Source organism: Micromonospora sp. NPDC004540 (assembly GCF_040610095.1).
In the GTDB taxonomy this organism is placed as follows: domain Bacteria; phylum Actinomycetota; class Actinomycetes; order Mycobacteriales; family Micromonosporaceae; genus Micromonospora.
In genome coordinates, this window is record NZ_JBEXLR010000058.1 from 1 (window position 1) to 17,621 (window position 17,621).

Sequence of the window (17,621 nt, forward strand, 5' to 3'; positions counted from 1 at the left end):
GTCCCGGTCGCCGGAGGTGCCCGATGAGCAAGCGTTCCTGGCCGTTCGTCCTCGGCGGCCTGCTGGTCGCCCTTCCACGCCGGCCGGATCCGCATCGACAGCTCCCGGGTCGCGGGCGGCACCCCGCCCCCTGCCGGTACGTCTCCGGCGGCCCCGGTGCGCCGGCCACGGGGGCCGGCACGGCTCAGGCGTCCCCGGCGTACCTCACCCGGTCAACGAGCGCGGGCCCGGTCACGACTCGCCGCTCAGCGCGGGGTGCCGAAGTCCTGCGTCCAGTACGGCCCGTTGCTCCGCGCCACGCCCACGCCGATCTCGGTGAACGAGCAGTTCAGGATGTTCGCCCGGTGCCCCGGGGAGTTCATCCAGGCGTCCATCACCGCGGCCGGGCTCTGCTGGTTCCAGGCGACGTTCTCGCCGTAGGACCGCCAGGCGTAGCCGACCCGGTCGAGCCGGTCGCCCACGTCGCTGCCGTCGCTGCCGTCGTGCGACATGGTCTTGTGGTCGGCCTGGTCCTGGCTGTGCCGCTGAGCGGCGAGCATCAGCTTGTTGTCGATGGTCAGCGCCTTGCAGCCGGCCTTGGCCCGCTCCTGGTTGACCAGGTCGACGACCTGTCGCAGCTCGGCGCTGATCCCGTTGGACGAGGTCGTCTTGGCGCCCGTGCTGCTCGGCGCGGTGCTCCGCTCCAGCTGCCGGGACGGCGCGGTGGACCGGCTCGGCTTCGGGGTCGGCTTCTTCGTCGGGGTCGGCCGGGCGCTGGTCGGCGCGGCGGTGGGGCTGGCCGAGTCCGGGGCGAGCGCGTCGCCGGGGGCCGCCTCGGTGCCCTCGGGTGCGAACGGGGCGGCCGCCACCGGGTCGTCGGCGGAGGTCCGCTCGGTCCGCTGGTCACCGCCGGGCAGCAGCACGGCGCCCACGCCGAGGCTCACCACGAGGGTCGCCGCGGCGGCGGCCCCACCGATGAGGAGGGGACGCGGCAGCCGGCGCCGCTGCCGGTGCCGGCCGGTGTCCTCGGCCGGGGCGTCGGTGACGGCCTGCCAGGAGGCCGTCGGCCGCTCGTCGGCGGTCGGCTGCCAGGCGGCCGTGGGCTGCTCGTCCGCGTGCCAGCCGGTGGACCGCTGGTCGGCGTGCCAGCCGGCGGCCTGCTCGTCGGTGTGCCAGCCGGCGGCCGGCTCGTACGGGGAGGTCGGCCCGCCCGGGTGGGCCGCCGGGCCGTACGCCGGCGGCTCGACGGCCGGGGAGTACCCGGTCCGGTCGGCGTCGGCGTACCGCCCGGCGTCGGCCCACCCGTGCGAAGCGGCACCGGCGGCGGGGAGGTTGCCGGTGCGCTCTCCAGTGGGGTCGTCCCGCCACGGGGTGGCCGGAGCGTCGGCCCGCCAGACGCCGGTGGGCGCCTCGGTCCAGTCCGGGCGGGGCTGCTCCGGCTCGTCCCCGAAGAGGTACGACGACCGCGGCTCGGGCCGGTCGGTGAGCCAGGCCGGTCCCTCGTCGGTCGGCGGCTCGGGGCGTCGGGGAACGCCATCCGGTTCGATCGGGTCGGTCCAGCGGTACACGCCTGTCCCCTCCACGGGTCGGTTGCGGGCCGGGGTGACGCTACGGGCGCGGCGCGAGCTGCGGCAACGTGGCTAAGAAAGAGTTAAGGGGAACCAGACAGCAAGGGTGAGGCGTTCACACATTCCCGGGCGTACAGTAAAGGCGTCCGGACAGAGCGTGTCCGCGCCTTGTGGCAACCCCCCGACAAGTGGACCGGTGGACGTGGAGATGATCTACGGCCTGCGGGAACTTGACGAAGGAGGGGGGTTCGGCTCAATATATAGGTGTCGCCAGTCGCGCCCAGCCATGCCCGGATTTCGCGGGGATGGCAGCCGCGAACATCATGGGCGCGCGTTGGCCGGCCTTTCCGGCAGCGCATATCAAGGAGTCAGCATGGCGAAGGCCCTCTACGGCCACGTAGGTGCAGCGCCCGACCGGCGCATGCTCGACGAGGTCACCCGACTGCGTGCCAGGGTTCAGGCACTGGAGTTCGAGATCACGCGTCTGCGCGCCGACAACGATCGGCTTGCGGCGGCTGCGTCGGAGGCTGACGACCTCCTCCGACTGGCCGAGCCCGCGCTGACCTGATCTCCGGTTGTCGGAAAACTGAATCGCACCACACAGAAAACGCGCGCCGACACCCAGTGCCGGCGCGCAGCTTTTTGTTTTCCGGACCGCATTCCGCGATCTTGGCGGCCGTCCCGGAATTGCGTCCCGAGGTTCTGATCTTGCCCTTTTCCGTGGCGTGCGCCACATCACCGGAAACCGGACAGCTCCGGCACCCGGGTGGGTCGCGTGGCCGGCTCCTCCCACCCGCGGGTTAGTCTGCGGGTTCACCAGGTCCGCGCGGCCGGCGACGGTACGGCGGCCACCGGACGAGGATCGAGAAGGTGCATCTCAAGAGCCTGACGGTGAAGGGTTTCAAATCCTTCGCCTCCGCGACGACGTTGAAGCTGGAGCCCGGGATCACCTGCGTGGTCGGCCCGAACGGCTCCGGCAAGTCCAACGTCGTCGACGCCATCGCCTGGGTGCTCGGCGAGCAGGGCGCCAAGGCGCTGCGCGGCGGCAAGATGGAGGACGTCATCTTCGCCGGCACCGCGGGGCGGGCGCCGCTCGGCCGGGCCGAGGTCACCCTCACCATCGACAACACCGACGGCGCGCTGCCGATCGAGTACACCGAGGTCTCCATCACCCGCCGGATGTTCCGCTCCGGCGAGAGCGAGTACGAGATCAACGGCGACTCCTGCCGCCTGCTGGACATCCAGGAGCTGCTCTCGGACTCCGGCATCGGCCGGGAGATGCACATCATCGTCGGGCAGGGCCGGCTCGACGGCATGCTGCACGCCAAGCCGGAGGACCGGCGGGCGTTCATCGAGGAGGCGGCCGGCGTCCTCAAGCACCGCAAGCGCAAGGAGAAGGCGCTGCGGAAGCTCGACGCGATGCAGACCAACCTCAACCGGCTCACCGACCTCACCGCCGAGCTGCGCCGCCAGCTCAAGCCGCTGGGCCGGCAGGCCGAGGTGGCCCGCCGGGCCGCCGCCATCCAGGCCAACCTGCGCGACGCCCGGCTGCGGCTGCTCGCCGACGACCTGCACACCCTGCGCACCACGCTGGACCGGGAGATCGCCGACGAGACGGCGGTGCGCGAGCGGCGCGAGCAGATCGAGGCCGAGCACGGCGAGGTGCAGGCCCGCCTCGGCGAGCTGGAGGCGGCGCTGGCCGAGGACGCCCCGCTGCTCGCCGCGGCCCAGGACACCTGGTACAAGCTCTCCGCGCTCCAGGAGCGGTTCCGCTCCATCGAGCAGCTCGCCCGGGAACGGCTGCGGCACCTCAGCGCCACCCCCGACGACGAGCGCCCCGGGCGCGACCCGGACCAGCTGGAGGCCGAGTCCCGGCGGGTCCGCGAGCAGGAGGAGGAGCTGCGCGCCGCCCTCACCGAGGACCAGATCCGACTCGCCGAGGCGGTCGAGCACCGGCAGGAGCTGGAACGGCAGCTCGCCGCCGCGGAGCGGGAGCTGGTCGCCGCGGCCAAGGCCATCGCCGACCGGCGGGAGGGGCTGGCCCGGCTGACCGGCCAGGTCAACTCCGCCCGGGCCCGGACCACCAGCGCCGGCGAGGAGATCGAACGGCTCGCCGCCGCACACACCGACGCCCTCGCCCGGGCCGAGAAGGCCCAGGCCGAACTCGACGCGGTCGCCGAGCAGTCCACCGAGGCCGACCGGGACAACGCCGACCTGGACGCCCGGCACGCCGAGGCGGTCGCCGTGCACGAGCAGGCCCAGGCCGCCGTGCGCAGCCTCGCCGACGCCGAGCGGACCGCCGAGAAGGACGCGGCCACCTGGAAGGCCCGCGAGGAGGCGCTCGCCCTCGGCCTGCGCCGCAAGGACGGCGCGGGCGCGCTGCTGGCCCGCGCCGACCAGGTGCCCGGCCTGCTCGGCAGCCTCTCCGGGCTGCTCACCGTCGCCCCGGGCAACGAGGCCGCGCTCGCCGCCGCGCTCGGCGGCCTCGCCGACGCGGTCGCGGTCAGCGGGGTGGACGAGGCCGTCGAGGCGATGCGGCTGCTCAAGATCTCCGATGCCGGCCGGGCCGGCCTGCTGGTCGGCAGCCCCGCCGGCCCCGGCATGGCCGGCTCCGCCGACGCGCTGCGCCCGAAGCTGCCCGACGGCGCCCGCTGGGCCCCCGACCTGGTGGAGTGCTCCGCCGAGATCCGCCCGGCGGTGCACCGGGCGCTGCGCGACGTGGTGCTGGTCGACGACCTCGCCGCCGCGGCCGAGCTGGTCGCCGGCAACCCGGAGCTGCGCGCGGTCACCCCCGACGGTGACGTGGTCGGTGCGTACGCGGCGGCCGGCGGGTCGGCCAAGGCGCCCAGCTACATCGAGGTGCAGGCGGCCGTCGAGGAGGCCCGGGTCAACCGGGCCACCGCCGAGCGGACCAGCGCCGAGCTGCGCGAGCAACTGGTCGAGGCGCGCGCCGAGGTGGCCGTGGCCAAGGAGGCCGTGCAGCATGCCGCCGCCGCCAAGCGGGAGGCGGAGAGCCACCGCAACGCCGCCGCCCGCCGCCTCGCCGAGCTGGGCGCGGCCGCCCGGTCGGCCCGGGCGGAGACCGACCGGCTCGGCGAGTCCCGGTCCCGCGCCGAGGCCGCCCGGGAACGCGATCTGCAGGCCCTGGCCGAGCTGGAGGAGCGGCTCCGGCTGGCCGAGGACACCCCGCTCGACGCCGAACCGTCCACCGAGGAACGCGACCAGCTCGCCGCCATGGTGCCGCAGGCCCGGCAGAACGAGATGGAGGTCCGGCTCGCCGTGCGTACCGCCGAGGAGCGGGTCTCCTCGATCGCCGGCCGGGCCGACTCCCTCGCCCGGCAGGCGAACGCCGAGCGGGCCGCGCGGGAGCGCGCGGCCGCCCGGCGCGCGGCCCGCACCCGCGGCGCGGAGATCGCCCGGGCCGTGGTCGGCGGCGCCCGCGAGGCGCTCACCCGGCTCACCGCGTCGATCGCCCGGGCCGAGGAGCACCGCGACGCCGTGGCCCGCGAGCGCGCCGCCCGCGAGGCCGAGCTCTCCGAGGTACGCGGCGCGGCCAAGCGGCTCGGCGCCGAGCTGGAGCGGCTGACCAGCCAGGTGCACCGGGACGAGGTGGCCCGCGCCGAGCAGCGGCTGCGCATCGAGCAGCTGGAGGCGAAGGCGGCCGAGGACTTCGGCCTCGACGTGGCCACCCTCATCGCCGAATACGGCCCCGACCAGCTCGTCCCGCCCACCGACGCGGATCTCGCGGCGGCGGAGAAGGAGGGCACGCCGGTGCCCGAGCCGGTGCGCTACGAGCGGCCGGTGCAGGAGAAGCGGGCCGCCAAGGCGGAGCGGGAGCTGGCCCTGCTCGGCAAGGTCAACCCGCTGGCGCTGGAGGAGTTCGCCGCGCTGGAGGAGCGCTACAAGTTCCTCTCCGAGCAGCTGGAGGACCTCAAGGCCACCCGCCGGGACCTGCTCACCGTGGTCAAGGACGTGGACGACCGGATCCTGGAGGTCTTCGCCAGCGCGTTCGAGGACACCGCCCGGGAGTTCGAGCAGGTGTTCACCGTGCTCTTCCCCGGCGGCGAGGGGCGGCTGGTGCTCACCGACCCGGAGGACCTGCTCACCACCGGTGTCGAGGTCGAGGCCCGGCCGCCGGGCAAGAAGATCAAGCGGCTCTCGCTGCTCTCCGGCGGCGAGCGGTCGCTGACCGCGGTGGCCATGCTTGTGGCGATCTTCCGCGCGCGGCCCAGCCCGTTCTACATCATGGACGAGGTGGAGGCGGCCCTCGACGACGTCAACCTGGGCCGCCTGATCACGCTGCTGGCCCAGCTCCGGGAGAAGAGCCAGCTCATCGTGATCACGCACCAGAAGCGGACCATGGAGATCGCCGACGCGCTCTACGGCGTGACCATGCGCAGCGGTGTCACCCAGGTGATCAGCCAGCGGCTCAACCGGGCCGACGACGAGGGGCAGGGGAACAGCGAGTGAGTCGGGAACGCGCCACGGCGCTCCTGGTGGACTTCGACGGCGTGCTGCGCCGCTGGGACCCGGCGGTGGCCGCCCGGGTCGAGCGGGAGTACGGGCTGACCGAGGGCGTCCTCGGCGAGATCGCCATGTCCTGGGGGCTGCTCCAGCCGGTGCTCACCGGCAAGGTCAGCCACGCCGAGTGGATGACCAGCGTGGTCGACGCGCTCACCCCCTCGGTCGGTGACGCGGGCCGGGCCCGGGCCGCGGTGGACGCGTGGCAGCGCTACCGGGGCGAGGTCGACCCCGACGTGCTCGCCTTCATCCGGGAGGTCCGGGCGGCCGGCGTCCGGGTCGGGCTCGGCACCAACGCCACCGACGTGCTCGACGCCGACCTGGCCGCGCTCGACCTCACCGACGAGCTGGACGTGGTGGTCAACTCCTCGGTGGTCGGGGTCCACAAGCCGGCGAAGGAATACTTCCAGGCGGCCTGCGAGGCGCTGGAGACCCCGCCGGCCCGGGTGCTGTTCGTCGACGACGAGGACCGCGCGGTGGCCGGCGCCCGGGTGGCGGGGCTCTCCGCGCACCGCTGGAGCGGCCCCGCCGACCTGCGCTACCTGCGCGCCGCGCTGGCCTACTGAGCCGGTCCTCGGGCGGTCAGCACAGGCCGCGGACCGGAGTGACGGTGAAGGGCGGGGCGGGCGCGGTGGCGTTGAGCTGGCTGTTCACCCAGAGCAGCCGGTCGGCGTCCCGCGCGATGGTGGTCGGTGACTCGGCCAGGCCGGCCGGCTGCGACTGCCGGACCAGCCGCGCGCTGCGCCGGTCGGCGTCGAGCCGTACCAGGTTCACCGCGAAGCGCGAGCCGCCCGCGCCGTCCGGGAAGTTCACCACCCCGTACAGCCGGTCGCCTTCGAGCAGCAGGCCGTCGGCGCCCAGTTGGCCGCCGACAACATCGACCGCGGTGACCGTCCGCCCGGCCAGGTCCACCCGCCACAGCCGCTCGGTGCCGGGCTCGCCGGTGCCCTGATCGGCGACGAGCGCGAGCCGGTCGTCGCCGGTGACCACGATCCCGTTCAGGAAGCCGGGCGGAGCCGGGAAGTCGGCGGCGGTCAGCCACGGGACGAGTTCCCCGACCCGCCCGGCGCCGAGCGGCGCCCGCCACACGGTCGCGGTGGCCGAGTCGGTGACGTAGACGGCGTCCTCGGTGATCGCCAGGTCGTTGAGGGCGGCGCCGGCGGCGTCCCGCCGGGCCAGCAGAGCGCCGTCCCGGGCGTGCACGAACAGGGCGCCCGTGTCCCAGCCGGCCACGAAGATCCGGCCCTGCCGGTCGAGGTGCACCCCGGCGGCCGCGCTCCGGCCGTCGCCGCCCGCGGGCAGGAACGGCCGCAGCTCCGCCCGGCCGGTGTGGCCGCGGTAGACGGCGCCGGTGGTGACGCTGGTGACGTACATGGTGCCGTCGGGAGCCACGGCGATGCCCTCGGGCCGGACCGCCGGGTCCCGGGACACGACGTAGGTGGTGGGGTGGGGCGCCGCGGCGAGCGCCGGGCCGGGGACGGTGGCGGCCACCACGGCCAGACCGGCGGTGGTGGCGGCGAGCAGCATTCTCATGGCCCGAGCGTCACCTGAGCGGCGAGACGCCGGCAGGCCCTTTCAACCGTGGCCGAAAGGGTACGGCCGCCGGCGGCACGTCGTACTAGCGTCGGCCCCGTGGTGACGCTCCGCCTGACCGCGACGGACCTCGGCCGGACCGTGCTGCGCTCGGCCCCGTCGGTGCTGCTGGAGCTGGGGGCGGCCGGGCAGCGCGTCCTCCGATCGGGGCTGCCGGTCCACCTGGCCGCCTGGCGTGCCCGGACCCGGGCCGCGCTGACCGCGCCCATGCGCCCCTACCTGGACCTGTGCGGGCGCTCGGACTGGTTCCCCGACTTCCTCACCCCGCCCGGTCTCGGCAGCGACCTGGCCGGGGCGGTCGCCGAGGTGGACAGCACCCCGACCAAGGTCCTCGCCGCCGAGCTGCGCCCCCGGATCGAGGCGGGCGACCTGCCGGCCCGCGTCGGGCCGCTCGCCGCCGGCGATCCTGGCGCGCGGCGACTCCTGCGGGAGGCCATGGTGGCGTTCCACGCGGTCGCGGTGGGCCCCTACTGGCGAACCGTCGTCGCGACGGTGCACGCGGACCGGGCGGTGCGCGGCCGCGCCCTGGCGGAGGCCGGGATCGACCGGGTGCTGCGCGACCTCAGCCCGCACCTGCGCTTCGCGCCGAACGGTCGGTCCTACGAGTTGTCGTACGAGTGCGCGTTCGGCGCGGGGGTGGTGCTGACGCCCGACGGCCGCGGCGTGACGCTGGTGCCGTCGTACTTCGTGCCGCAGCCCGTGGTGCTGGACGACCCGAACGGCCCGATGGTGCTGGCGTACCCGATCCGGCCGACCCGGCGGGAGCTGACCACCGGCACGCCGCTGGCGGACCTGCTGGGGCGGACCCGGGCGGCCGTGCTGGCGGCGGCGACCGATACGCCCACCACCTCGCAACTGGCCCGGGTGGTCGGTGTTTCGCTCGCCTCGGCCAGCCAGCACGCGGCGACCCTGCGGGCGGCCGGGCTGATCACCAGCCACCGGACCGGTTCGGCGGTGCGGCACGCGCTCACCCCGCTCGGCGAGCAAATGCTGCGGGCCGGCGTGCCGGGCGCCGGCCCGGCCGTCGGCGTCAGACCGTCGCGGCGCGCGGCTCGCCGGCGACCACCCGCCTCAGCAGGTTGAGCGTGGCCCGGGCCAACCGCGGGTCGGCCACCGCCGGGTCGGCGAGCACCCGGGTCCAGCCCAGTGAGCCGGCGGCGAACACCCAGGCCCCGGACGGGGCCCGGTAGAGCCGGCTCTGCTGCCGCTGCGGCGCGCCCTCGTGCCGGTAGGGGGATTCGGCCAGCAGCGTGCGTTCCGTCGCCGTGGGCTCGGCGACGCCGGGCATGCACTGGTCGGCTTCGCCCCACACGACCTCGGGAATCAGGTCGCCGTCCCGGACACCGGTGCCCGCCCAGAACCAGTGCTGGCTGCCGCGGACCACCAGCGGGGCGTACCCGTCGACGACGCTGACGTACTGCGCCCCGATGAACTGCTGCTCGGCATGGCCCGCCGACCGCCACCTCATGGTGAGCGGTAGCGGGCCGGACGCCGGCCGCTTCTCCTTGGCGCACCGGACCAACCGGTCGTCGGCACCGTAGGCGATGCGCCAGTAGCAGTTGTTGGCACCGAGGAAGACCAGGCTGGTGCCGGCGTCGCGGGCCGTGACGACCGCCTGGCGCATCGGCGTCGACCAGTATTCGTCGTGACCCGGGAAGACCACCGCCCGGTACCGGGCCGGGTCCACCCGCCCGGTGTGCAGGTCCTCGCTGGTGGCGTAGGCCAGGTCGAAGCTCTGCCCCTCCACCCACTGGACGAAGCCGATGTCGTGGTCGGCCAGCGCCGGCACGCCGTTACCGGCGTACGGCCGGTCGTGGCTGACCGCCCGGGCCCGGTGCGCCCCGCTGCGGTGCCCCGCGCTGTCGAAGCCGTAGTAGAGGCTGGCCCCGGTCCGCCCGTCCTCCGGCCACCGGTTGTACGCCTGCCAGGTGCTGGTGGGCAGCACCACGAGCGCAGCGCTCGCGGGCTGCGGCTGGCGTACCACGAACGGGATCCACTGGTGGTGGCCGCTGGCGCTGGCGAGCAGTGCCAGGTAGAGACCGCTCGCCCAGTCCGCTGCCACGGTCGGTCGCCAGTCCGTGCGCCACCCGCACCGCACCGCGCCGGTCTCCGCGTCGATCGTCGGCGCTTCCTGGGGGAACCCGTCGAGCCACGGGCTGACCGTCACCTGCCGGGCTCCGCGACCGGCGTAGTGGCCGACCCGGAAGACGGTGATCCGGTACCGCTGGGGCCGGGCGACCGAGACCTGGAACCGCAGCTCCTCGCCGGGCGCGACGCTGGTGGCGTGGACGTAGCCGGCGATCTCGCCGCCCCGGTCCGTGGCGAACCGGTGCCCGGTCAGGCGGAAGTCGACGGCGCCGGGCCGGGCGTTCTCCCCGACGACCGGCACCGACCCGGCGGCGGGCAGGGGCGCGGTCGCCGGGTCCGGTCCGGTCGGATCACCCGCGTAGTGGTGGTCGACGCGCGGGGCGGGGCCGGACGGTGGGCGCGCCGGAGAACACGCGTCCAGCAGCACCGTCCCGACCGCGCCGAGGATGCCCAGCGCCCTTCTCCGGGTGTGCCTGATCCCGCCCCCGCCGACCATGATTGCGCTCCCCCGAACGACGCGGCCAGGCGATCCGCGCGGCGGCCGTCGAGGGGCGCGTCGGTGGCGGGAACGGATCCGGCCACAATCCGTTCAGCTGTAGGACGGCCCAAGTCTGCGGAGCGTTGCCCAAGATCGTCAATGGCGGAAGATCGGAGTCGGCGGGTAGCCGTTCGGGCGGCGTCGTTCGCCGATCGGGGGGCCGGTCAGTCGCCGGTGACGCCGTCGATCCGCTCGCGGATCAGGTCGGCGTGGCCGTTGTGCCGGGCGTACTCCTCGATCATGTGCACGTAGACCCAGCGGACGTTCATCTCGTCGGCGCTGCCGTCGCGGCGGGGGCGCGAAAAGGTGTGGTCCAGTGACAGGCCGGCGGCGGCCTTCCGGGCCGCCTCGACCTCGGCACGGAAGACCGCGAAGGTCTCCGCCGGGTCGGCGTCGGCGACGGCGTTCAAATCCGCGTCCGGGTCCTCGTCGCCGTCGTAGAGGCCGGGGATGTCCTCCCCGGCTGCGCGGATCCGGAACCACCAGCGCTCCACGTCGGCCAGGTGCCGGACCAGCCCGAGCAGGGTCAGGGTGGACGGCTCGACGCTCGCCGTCCGGAGCTGTTCGGCGGTCAGGCCGGCGCACTTGTGCAGCAGGGTGTCGCGGTGGAAGTCGAGCCAGCCCTCCAGCATGGTGCGCTCGTCACCGACGTAGGGCTCGTGGCTGCGGTCGATCTCAGGTGCTCTCCAGGTCATCCGGCCATCCTCCGGCCCGGGTGCGACGGCCGCGACCGGATTTCAGGGCACCACCACGACCGGCCAGCGGCCGGTGCGCACCAGCCGCGTGGCGACCGAGCCGACCAGCTTGTGGCCGGCCTGCTCGGACGACCCGACCACCACGAGGTCGGCGCGGTGCTCGTCGGCCGCCTTGCACAGCTCGGCGTACGCGTCGCCGCGGCGGCACAGGAAGGTCACCGGCAGGCCCAGCTCCTCCGCGCCGCGCCGGCACTCCTCGCGCAGCTCGGCGGCCAGCTCGTCGTGGGTCTGCTGGACCGCCCCGGCCACCACCCCGGACATGATCCCGGTGTAGGGGGCCGGCGAGCTGACGAAGACCACCACCAGCCCGGCGCCCTGCCGGCGGGCCAGCCCGGCCGCGTACGAGGCGGCGCGCAGGGAGGTGCGACTGCCGTCGACGCCGACCAGCACCACCCGAGGCCCGTCCGTGCCGCGCTCGAACGGCAGCGGCCGGGCCTCCGGGCCGTACTTCTCACGCTCGGGGGCGTCCATCGGGTCAGTCCCGTCCGCCCGTGCGTACCACCGGAGCGCCGGCGCCGGCCGCGACGGTCGACTCCCGCTCGACCTCGGCGGAGATCGCGTCGCTGTTGTTCCGGCGCAGCGGCACCTCCTTGATGAAGAGCACCGCGAGCAGCGCGATCAGCCCGAACGGGGCGGCGGCCAGGAAGATGTCCCCGGCGCCGTGCCCGTAGGCGGCCTCGACGACCGCGCGGATCGGTGCGGGCAGGGTGTGCACGTTCGGCAGGGTACCGCCGCTGCCGGAGCTGGACGCCGGAATGCCGAGCCCGGCGAGTCCCTCGGCGAGGTAGTCCTTGACCTTGTGGCCGAGGATCGCGCCGAGGGCGCTCACCCCGATCGCGCCGCCCAGGCTGCGGAAGAAGGCCACCACCGAGCTGGCCGCGCCGAGCTCGTGCGGGCCGACGGTGTTCTGCACGGCGAGGACCAGGTTCTGCATGGTCATGCCCAGGCCGAGGCCGATCAGTGCCATGAACACGGCGAGCCGCCAGTACGGGGTGTCCGCCCGCATGGTGCCCATCAGCGCGAAGCCGACGGTGAGCAGCGCCGAGCCGGCGACCAGGTAGCGCTTCCAGCGGCCGGTGTTGGTGATGATCCGGCCGACCACGGTGGAGGCCACCAGCAGGCCGAGGATCATCGGCAGGGTCATGAGGCCGGACATGGTCGGGCTCTCGCCGCGGCTGATCTGGAAGTACTGGCCCAGGAAGACCGAGGCGCCGAACATGCCCACGCCGACCGCGATGCTGGCGATCACGGCGAGGGTGATGGTGCGGTTGCGGAACAGGCGCGGCGGGATCATCGGCTCGGCGGCCCGGTTCTCGACCCGGAGGGCGAGCGCGCCGAGCAGCACGGCGCCGGCCACCATGACGGCGCTCTGCCAGGACAGCCAGGCGTACTTGTCGCCGGCCAGGGTGACCCAGATGAGCAGCAGCGAGACGGCCGCGGTGATCAGGGTGGCGCCCCACCAGTCGATCTTCGCTTCGCGCTTGACCACCGGCAGGTGCAGGGTCTTCTGGAGCACGACCAGGGCGAGGACGGCGAACGGCACGCCCACGTAGAAGCACCAGCGCCAGCCGAGCCAGTCGGTGTCGACGATGACGCCGCCGATCAGCGGGCCGCCGATGGTGCCCACGGCCATCACCGCTCCGAGGTAGCCGCTGTACCGGCCGCGCTCGCGCGGGGCGATCATCGTCGCCATGATCACCTGGGCCAGGGCGGTGAGACCGCCCGCCCCCACGCCCTGGAGCACCCGGCAGGCGATGAGCTGGCCGGTGGACTGGGAGAGCCCGGCCAGCACCGAGCCCAGCACGAAGATGGTCAGGGCGAGCTGGACCAGGATCTTCTTGCTGGTTAGGTCGGCCAGCTTGCCCCAGATCGGGGTGGTCGCCGTGGTCGCCAGCAGCGTCGAGGTGACCACCCAGGTGTACGCGGACTGGCCGCCGTGCAGCTCGGTGATGATCCGCGGCAGCGCGTTCGAGACGACCGTGGAGGAGAGGATCGCGACGAACATGCCCAGCAGCAGGCCGGAGAGCGCCTCCAGGATCTGCCGGTGGGACATGTCGACGGCGGTCGCCCGGGTGGGCGCTGTCGCCTGCGTCATCGTGGAATGCCTCCGGAAAAGACGGGGGAAGAGTTGCCTCGGGCAACCGTATGGCTTGGTTGCCTCAAGCAACAACCGCACGTGGTGCAGGTCTTATTCCGGTGCGGATCCGGTCAGAAGGTCTCGTTGAACCGGTGCATCAGCCGGGCGAAGTCCTCGACGTCCTGTTTCGGCCAGGATTCCAGCGAGCGTGTGATCTGTCCGAGTCGGGCCGCCCGCGCCGCGTCGAACCGGCGGGTCCCCTCCTCGGTGAGGCTGAGCTGGGCGGCCCGCCGGTCGGTCGGGTCCGGGTCACGCCGGACCAGGCCCAGCGCCTCCAGGCCGCCGATCTGCCGGCTCAGCGTGCCCTTGCCGATGCCCAGCTTGGCGGCCAGGTCGGTGAGCCGGATCGAGCCGGACCGGCGCAGCCAGAGCAGCAGCCCGTAGGCGTTCGGCTCCAGGTTGGGATGGACCTCGCGGGCGATCTCCCAGGAGAGGGCGCGCCCGCGCCGCAGCAGCGCGGTCAGTTCGTGCTCCACGGCGCGCAGCGTCTCGTCCACGCTGAGAGGGTACTCACACCTCGTCGCTGAGCCGTTGGCGCGCCACGGTGCGCAGGTGCCCGTCGCTGGTGGTGCCCTCGATCACCACGTCGGCCGCCCGGCCCTGGTGGGTCAGCGTGGCCACCGCGTTGCCGAAGTAGGGTCCGGCCAGCTTCTTCCACCGCACCAGCGGGCGGCGCACGCCGGCCGAGCGGGCCAGCGCCCGGGCCGCGCCGGCCGGCCCCGGGTTCCAGCCGAGCCGCATGAGCGGGCGCATCCCGGCCGGCACCTGGTTGTGGATCGGCGAGCAGGTGAGCTGGTGCACGGGGGTGCGCACGCCCCGGTCGGCGAACCGGGCCCGGGCCACGTACGAGTGGTGGACGTCCCCGGAGAGCACGCTGATCGAGGCCGGTCGGGAGTACGCCGGCCCGGCGCCGACCCGGGCGCCCTCGCGCGGTGCCGTGCCGCTGCCCAGCCGGGCGAACAGCTCGCCGAGCGCCTCGAAGGAACGCCGGAACGAGGCCCAGTGCTCCAGGTCCAACGCCCGGCGCAGCTGCTCGCCGAGCTTCGCGACCCAGGGCCGGCGGGAGTCGGCGAGTTTCTCGTTCCACGCCTCGACGTGGTGGATGCCGGGCGGGAGCAGCCAGGGCAGCGAGGCGCCGACCACCAGGTGGTCGTAGACGCCGTGCGCCCGGTCCAGGAACCAGGACCACTCGCCCGGCGGCAGCATCGCCCGGTTGCCGGAGTCGAGCACCCGGCTGGAGCGGTTGTCCAGCATGACGAGGCGGGTCCGCCCCAGGTCCAGCGCGTAGCTCCACTGGTACTGCACGGCCCGCCAGCGCTCGGTGTCGTGCGCGACGTCGGCCTCCTGGTCGACCCGCGTGCCGAACTCGTGCAGCACGCCGGTGGCGTCCTCGGCGGCCATCACCTTGGCGTAGACCGGGTCGGCGGCGATCTCGTCCGGGGCCAGGTTGCCCAGGTGCTGGTAGACCCAGTAGGAGGCCAGGCCGCTGCGGATCCGCTCCGCCCACCAGGGCTGGGCGCGCATGTCCGCCCGCCAGGACGCCGAGGTGTTCCAGTCGTCGATGATCTCGTGGTCGTCGAAGATCATCACGCTCGGCACGGTGGAGAGCAGCCAGCGGATCTCCGGGTCGCGCCAGGACTCCAGGTAGAGCTTGGTGTATTCGTCGAAGCTGACCACCTGGGTGGCCGGGGCGCCCTTCGGCCGGCGCCGCCGCCGCTTGAGCAGCCGGCGCACCGTCGGCGAGGTCTCGTCCGCGTAGACCTGGTCACCGAGGAGCACCAGCAGGTCGGGCAGCGCGTCCGGGTCGGGGGCGGCGATCAGCCGCCGGGCGTACGCGTCCAGCGCGTCCGGGGGCAGCCGGCGTGCCGTGGCGTGCTGGGTGGTCTCCCGGCAGGAGCCGAAGACCAGGGTCACCGGCTGGTCCCGGTCGTCCGCCGCCCGGGTCCGGATCACGCTGGGCGGGAAGCCGCTCTCGGGCACCGGCCAGGCCACCTCGTCGTCGATCAGCACCTCGTAGGTGGCGCTGCTCTCCGGGGCCAGCCCCGACACCACCACGATCGCGTAGTGGTGGTCGTACGCCGAGAAGGTGGCCGCGCTGCCGGTGGCGCCGCCGGCCGTGCGCACGGTGACCACCGCGGGCCCGCTCGTCTCCACCCAGACGGTCGCCCGCGTGCCGACCACCCGGCGCAGCAGGGGGCCGATGAGCAGGCGGGCAGCGGGCACGACGCACCTCCGACGAAGATCGTTTGGCCTTTCCCTACCCGGCCGGCGGTTGCGGCACGCCTTCCAGCCGCGAGCGTACCCGCAGCTCGTTCACGTGCCGAGGCGGTGAGTGGGACGCCGTCGCCGGCATCTGACAGGATTTCGGGCATGAAGGAATACCTCCTCGTCGCACTCGCCCTGCTCGTGGCGCTGATCCTCGGCGGCCTCAGCCTCGTGGTGCCCCGGCTGCGCCGGCGCCCCGAGCCGCCGCTGCCGGAGACGGAGGTCGACACCCGGGCCGAGGAGGACCTGGCCGGGCCGCCGGTCGAAGCGGCGGAGTCGGACCTGCGCACCGGCGTGCTGGTCGAGCCGCCGCCGGTGGTCGAGGCGCCGCCGCTGCCCACCATCGAGGTCCCCGAGCCCACCGCCGGCCGGCTGGTCCGGCTGCGCTCCCGGCTGTCCCGCTCGCAGAACGTCTTCGGCAAGGGCCTGCTCGGCCTGCTCAGCCGGGACCGCCTCGACGAGGACACCTGGGAGGAGATCGAGGACAGCCTGATCACCGCCGACGTCGGCATCGACTCGACCCGGGAGATCGTCGACCGGCTGCGCGAGCGGACCCGGGTGCTCGGCACCCGGTCGGTCGACGAGCTGCGCACGCTGCTCTCCGCCGAGCTGGTCAACGCGCTCGACCCGACGCTGGACCGGTCGCTGCGGACCGCCCCCAAGGAGGGTGTGCCGGCGGTGCTGCTGGTGGTCGGGGTCAACGGCGCCGGCAAGACCACCACCTGCGGCAAGATCGCCCGGGTGCTCATCGCGGACGGCCGGACCGTGCTGCTCGGCGCTGCCGACACCTTCCGGGCCGCCGCCGCCGACCAGCTGGAGACCTGGGGCGGCCGGGTGGGCGCGGAGACCGTCCGTGGCCCCGAGGCCGCCGACCCGGCCAGCGTCGCCTTCGACGCGGTGAAGCGGGGCATCGACACGGCGGTCGACACCGTGCTCGTGGACACCGCCGGCCGGCTCCAGAACAAGGTCGGCCTCATGGACGAGCTGGGCAAGGTCAAGCGGGTGGTGGAGAAGCACGGCCCCATCGACGAGACCCTGCTGGTGCTCGACGCCACCACCGGCCAGAACGGCCTGGAGCAGGCCCGGGTCTTCACCGAGGTGGTCAACGTGACCGGCGTGGTGCTGACCAAGCTCGACGGCACCGCCAAGGGCGGCATCGTGATCGCCGTGCAGCGCAAGCTGGGCATCCCGGTCAAGCTCGTCGGCCTCGGCGAGGGCCCCGACGACCTGGCCCCGTTCGACCCGGCGCAGTTCGTCGACGCGCTGCTCGGCAATGAGCCGCTCGCCCGGGACGCGTAGCCTCGACGTGACGACTGACGATCGCGCCTACGCGGGGTGGCGCGACCCCAGCCACCCGTCGCCACGCCTCGGGAGACCGTACGTGACTTCGCAGGAGATCCCGCTCCACGGCGGGAACGTGAGCACCGTGGTCCGGGTGGGCGACACCGTCCGGCGCAACGCCGGTCCGTGGACCCCCTCGGTGCACGCGCTGCTGCGGCACCTGGAATACGTCGGCTTCACCGGCGCGCCCCGCGCTCTCGGCATGGACGAGCGCAACCGGGAGGTCCTGTCGTACCTGGAGGGGGAGTGCGGGGAGTACCCGCTGGCCCCGCACTGGGTCACCGACGAGGCCCTGGTCACCGTGGCGACCATGCTGCGGATGTTCCACGACGCCCAGTACGGCTTCACCCCGCCGCCCGGAGCGGTCTGGCGCTCGTTCGGCCCGCCCCCGCCGGACACCGAGGTGATCTGCCACCACGACGCCGCCCCGCACAACGTGATCTGGCGGCCCGACGGCACCCTCGGGCTGATCGACTTCGACCTGGCCTCGCCCGGCGCCCGGATCTACGACGTGGCGTACGCGGCCTGGACCTGGGTGCCGATCTTCTCCGACCGGGACTCGATCACCCTCGGCTGGAAGCACCCGGACCGGCCGCGCCGGCTGCGCCTCTTCGCCGACGCCTACGGGCTGATCCCGCGGGACCGGCACCGGCTGATCCGGACCATCCGCAAGCGGATCGTCGACCACGTGGAGGGCATCCGGCGGATGGCCGCGGCCGGCGAGCCGGCGTTCGTCCGGATCGTGCACAAGGGCCACCTGCGCCGGCCGATGCGGGACCTGCGGCTGCTCGACTACGAGCGGCACGCCCTGGAGTACGCCCTGCGCTGACCCGCGT

Annotated in this window: 14 protein-coding genes; 6 read left to right on the plus strand and 8 right to left on the minus strand. The window is 74.2% G+C overall.

Features of this window, described 5'->3' with window-relative positions:
• Nucleotides 1-245: 245 nt before the first annotated feature.
• Nucleotides 246-1,547, minus strand: coding sequence for a CAP domain-containing protein (locus ABZV78_RS19630; RefSeq protein ID WP_355640437.1), 1,302 nt, complete (start codon nt 1,545-1,547; stop codon nt 246-248).
• Nucleotides 1,548-1,920: 373 nt separating this feature from the next.
• Here ABZV78_RS19630 and ABZV78_RS19635 point away from each other — a divergent pair, with 373 nt between their 5' ends.
• The 3 genes from ABZV78_RS19635 (at nt 1,921) to ABZV78_RS19645 (ending at nt 6,634) form a co-directional block, all read left to right on the plus strand.
• Nucleotides 1,921-2,115, plus strand: coding sequence for a hypothetical protein (locus ABZV78_RS19635; RefSeq protein WP_355640491.1), 195 nt, complete (start codon nt 1,921-1,923; stop codon nt 2,113-2,115).
• Nucleotides 2,116-2,417: 302 nt separating this feature from the next.
• Nucleotides 2,418-6,017, plus strand: coding sequence for a chromosome segregation protein SMC (gene smc / locus ABZV78_RS19640; protein WP_355640439.1), 3,600 nt, complete (start codon nt 2,418-2,420; stop codon nt 6,015-6,017).
• The gene (locus tag ABZV78_RS19645) at nt 6,014-6,634 is read left to right on the plus strand and encodes an HAD-IA family hydrolase (RefSeq protein WP_355640441.1); all 621 of its coding nucleotides are present in this window, start codon (nt 6,014-6,016) and stop codon (nt 6,632-6,634) included. Before smc ends, ABZV78_RS19645 begins: the two co-directional genes overlap by 4 nt.
• A 16-nt stretch (nt 6,635-6,650) precedes the next feature.
• On the opposite strand, the gene ABZV78_RS19650 is transcribed toward ABZV78_RS19645, so the two are convergent.
• Nucleotides 6,651-7,601, minus strand: a complete 951-nt coding sequence (locus ABZV78_RS19650; RefSeq protein ID WP_355640443.1) for a superoxide dismutase — start codon at nt 7,599-7,601, stop codon at nt 6,651-6,653.
• A 99-nt stretch (nt 7,602-7,700) separates the two neighbouring features.
• Here ABZV78_RS19650 and ABZV78_RS19655 point away from each other — a divergent pair, with 99 nt between their 5' ends.
• Nucleotides 7,701-8,744 (plus strand): winged helix-turn-helix domain-containing protein, encoded by a 1,044-nt coding sequence (locus ABZV78_RS19655; protein WP_355640445.1) that lies wholly within the window; start codon nt 7,701-7,703, stop codon nt 8,742-8,744.
• Here ABZV78_RS19655 and ABZV78_RS19660 read toward each other — a convergent pair.
• The 6 genes from ABZV78_RS19660 to ABZV78_RS19685 all read right to left on the minus strand — a co-directional run bounded on the left by ABZV78_RS19660 (nt 8,692) and on the right by ABZV78_RS19685 (nt 15,402).
• Nucleotides 8,692-10,245, minus strand: coding sequence for a N,N-dimethylformamidase beta subunit family domain-containing protein (locus ABZV78_RS19660; RefSeq protein ID WP_355640447.1), 1,554 nt, complete (start codon nt 10,243-10,245; stop codon nt 8,692-8,694). The genes ABZV78_RS19655 and ABZV78_RS19660 overlap by 53 nt on opposite strands.
• Nucleotides 10,246-10,451: 206 nt before the next feature.
• On the minus strand, nt 10,452-10,982 hold the full coding sequence (locus ABZV78_RS19665; RefSeq protein ID WP_355640449.1) for a DinB family protein: 531 nt from the start codon (nt 10,980-10,982) through the stop codon (nt 10,452-10,454).
• A gap of 42 nt (nt 10,983-11,024) precedes the next feature.
• Complete coding sequence (locus ABZV78_RS19670; protein ID WP_355640450.1) at nt 11,025-11,513, minus strand: universal stress protein; 489 nt, start codon at nt 11,511-11,513, stop codon at nt 11,025-11,027.
• Nucleotides 11,514-11,517: 4 nt separating this feature from the next.
• Nucleotides 11,518-13,137, minus strand: coding sequence for an MDR family MFS transporter (locus ABZV78_RS19675; protein ID WP_355640452.1), 1,620 nt, complete (start codon nt 13,135-13,137; stop codon nt 11,518-11,520).
• A gap of 113 nt (nt 13,138-13,250) precedes the next feature.
• Nucleotides 13,251-13,676, minus strand: coding sequence for a MarR family transcriptional regulator (locus tag ABZV78_RS19680; RefSeq protein WP_355640453.1), 426 nt, complete (start codon nt 13,674-13,676; stop codon nt 13,251-13,253).
• Between the two features lie 13 nt (nt 13,677-13,689).
• Nucleotides 13,690-15,402: an alkaline phosphatase D family protein gene (locus tag ABZV78_RS19685; RefSeq protein ID WP_355640454.1), complete on the minus strand. Its 1,713-nt coding sequence runs from the start codon at nt 15,400-15,402 to the stop codon at nt 13,690-13,692.
• Between the two features lie 147 nt (nt 15,403-15,549).
• On the opposite strand from ABZV78_RS19685, the gene ftsY reads away from it, so the two are divergent.
• Nucleotides 15,550-16,743, plus strand: a complete 1,194-nt coding sequence (gene ftsY / locus ABZV78_RS19690; protein WP_355640456.1) for a signal recognition particle-docking protein FtsY — start codon at nt 15,550-15,552, stop codon at nt 16,741-16,743.
• Nucleotides 16,718-17,614 carry an aminoglycoside phosphotransferase family protein gene (locus tag ABZV78_RS19695; protein ID WP_187399608.1) on the plus strand — a complete coding sequence of 299 codons (897 nt, stop codon included), beginning with the start codon at nt 16,718-16,720 and terminating at the stop codon, nt 17,612-17,614. The genes ftsY and ABZV78_RS19695 overlap by 26 nt, the downstream gene beginning before the upstream one ends.
• The last annotated feature ends 7 nt before the right edge of the window (nt 17,615-17,621 follow it).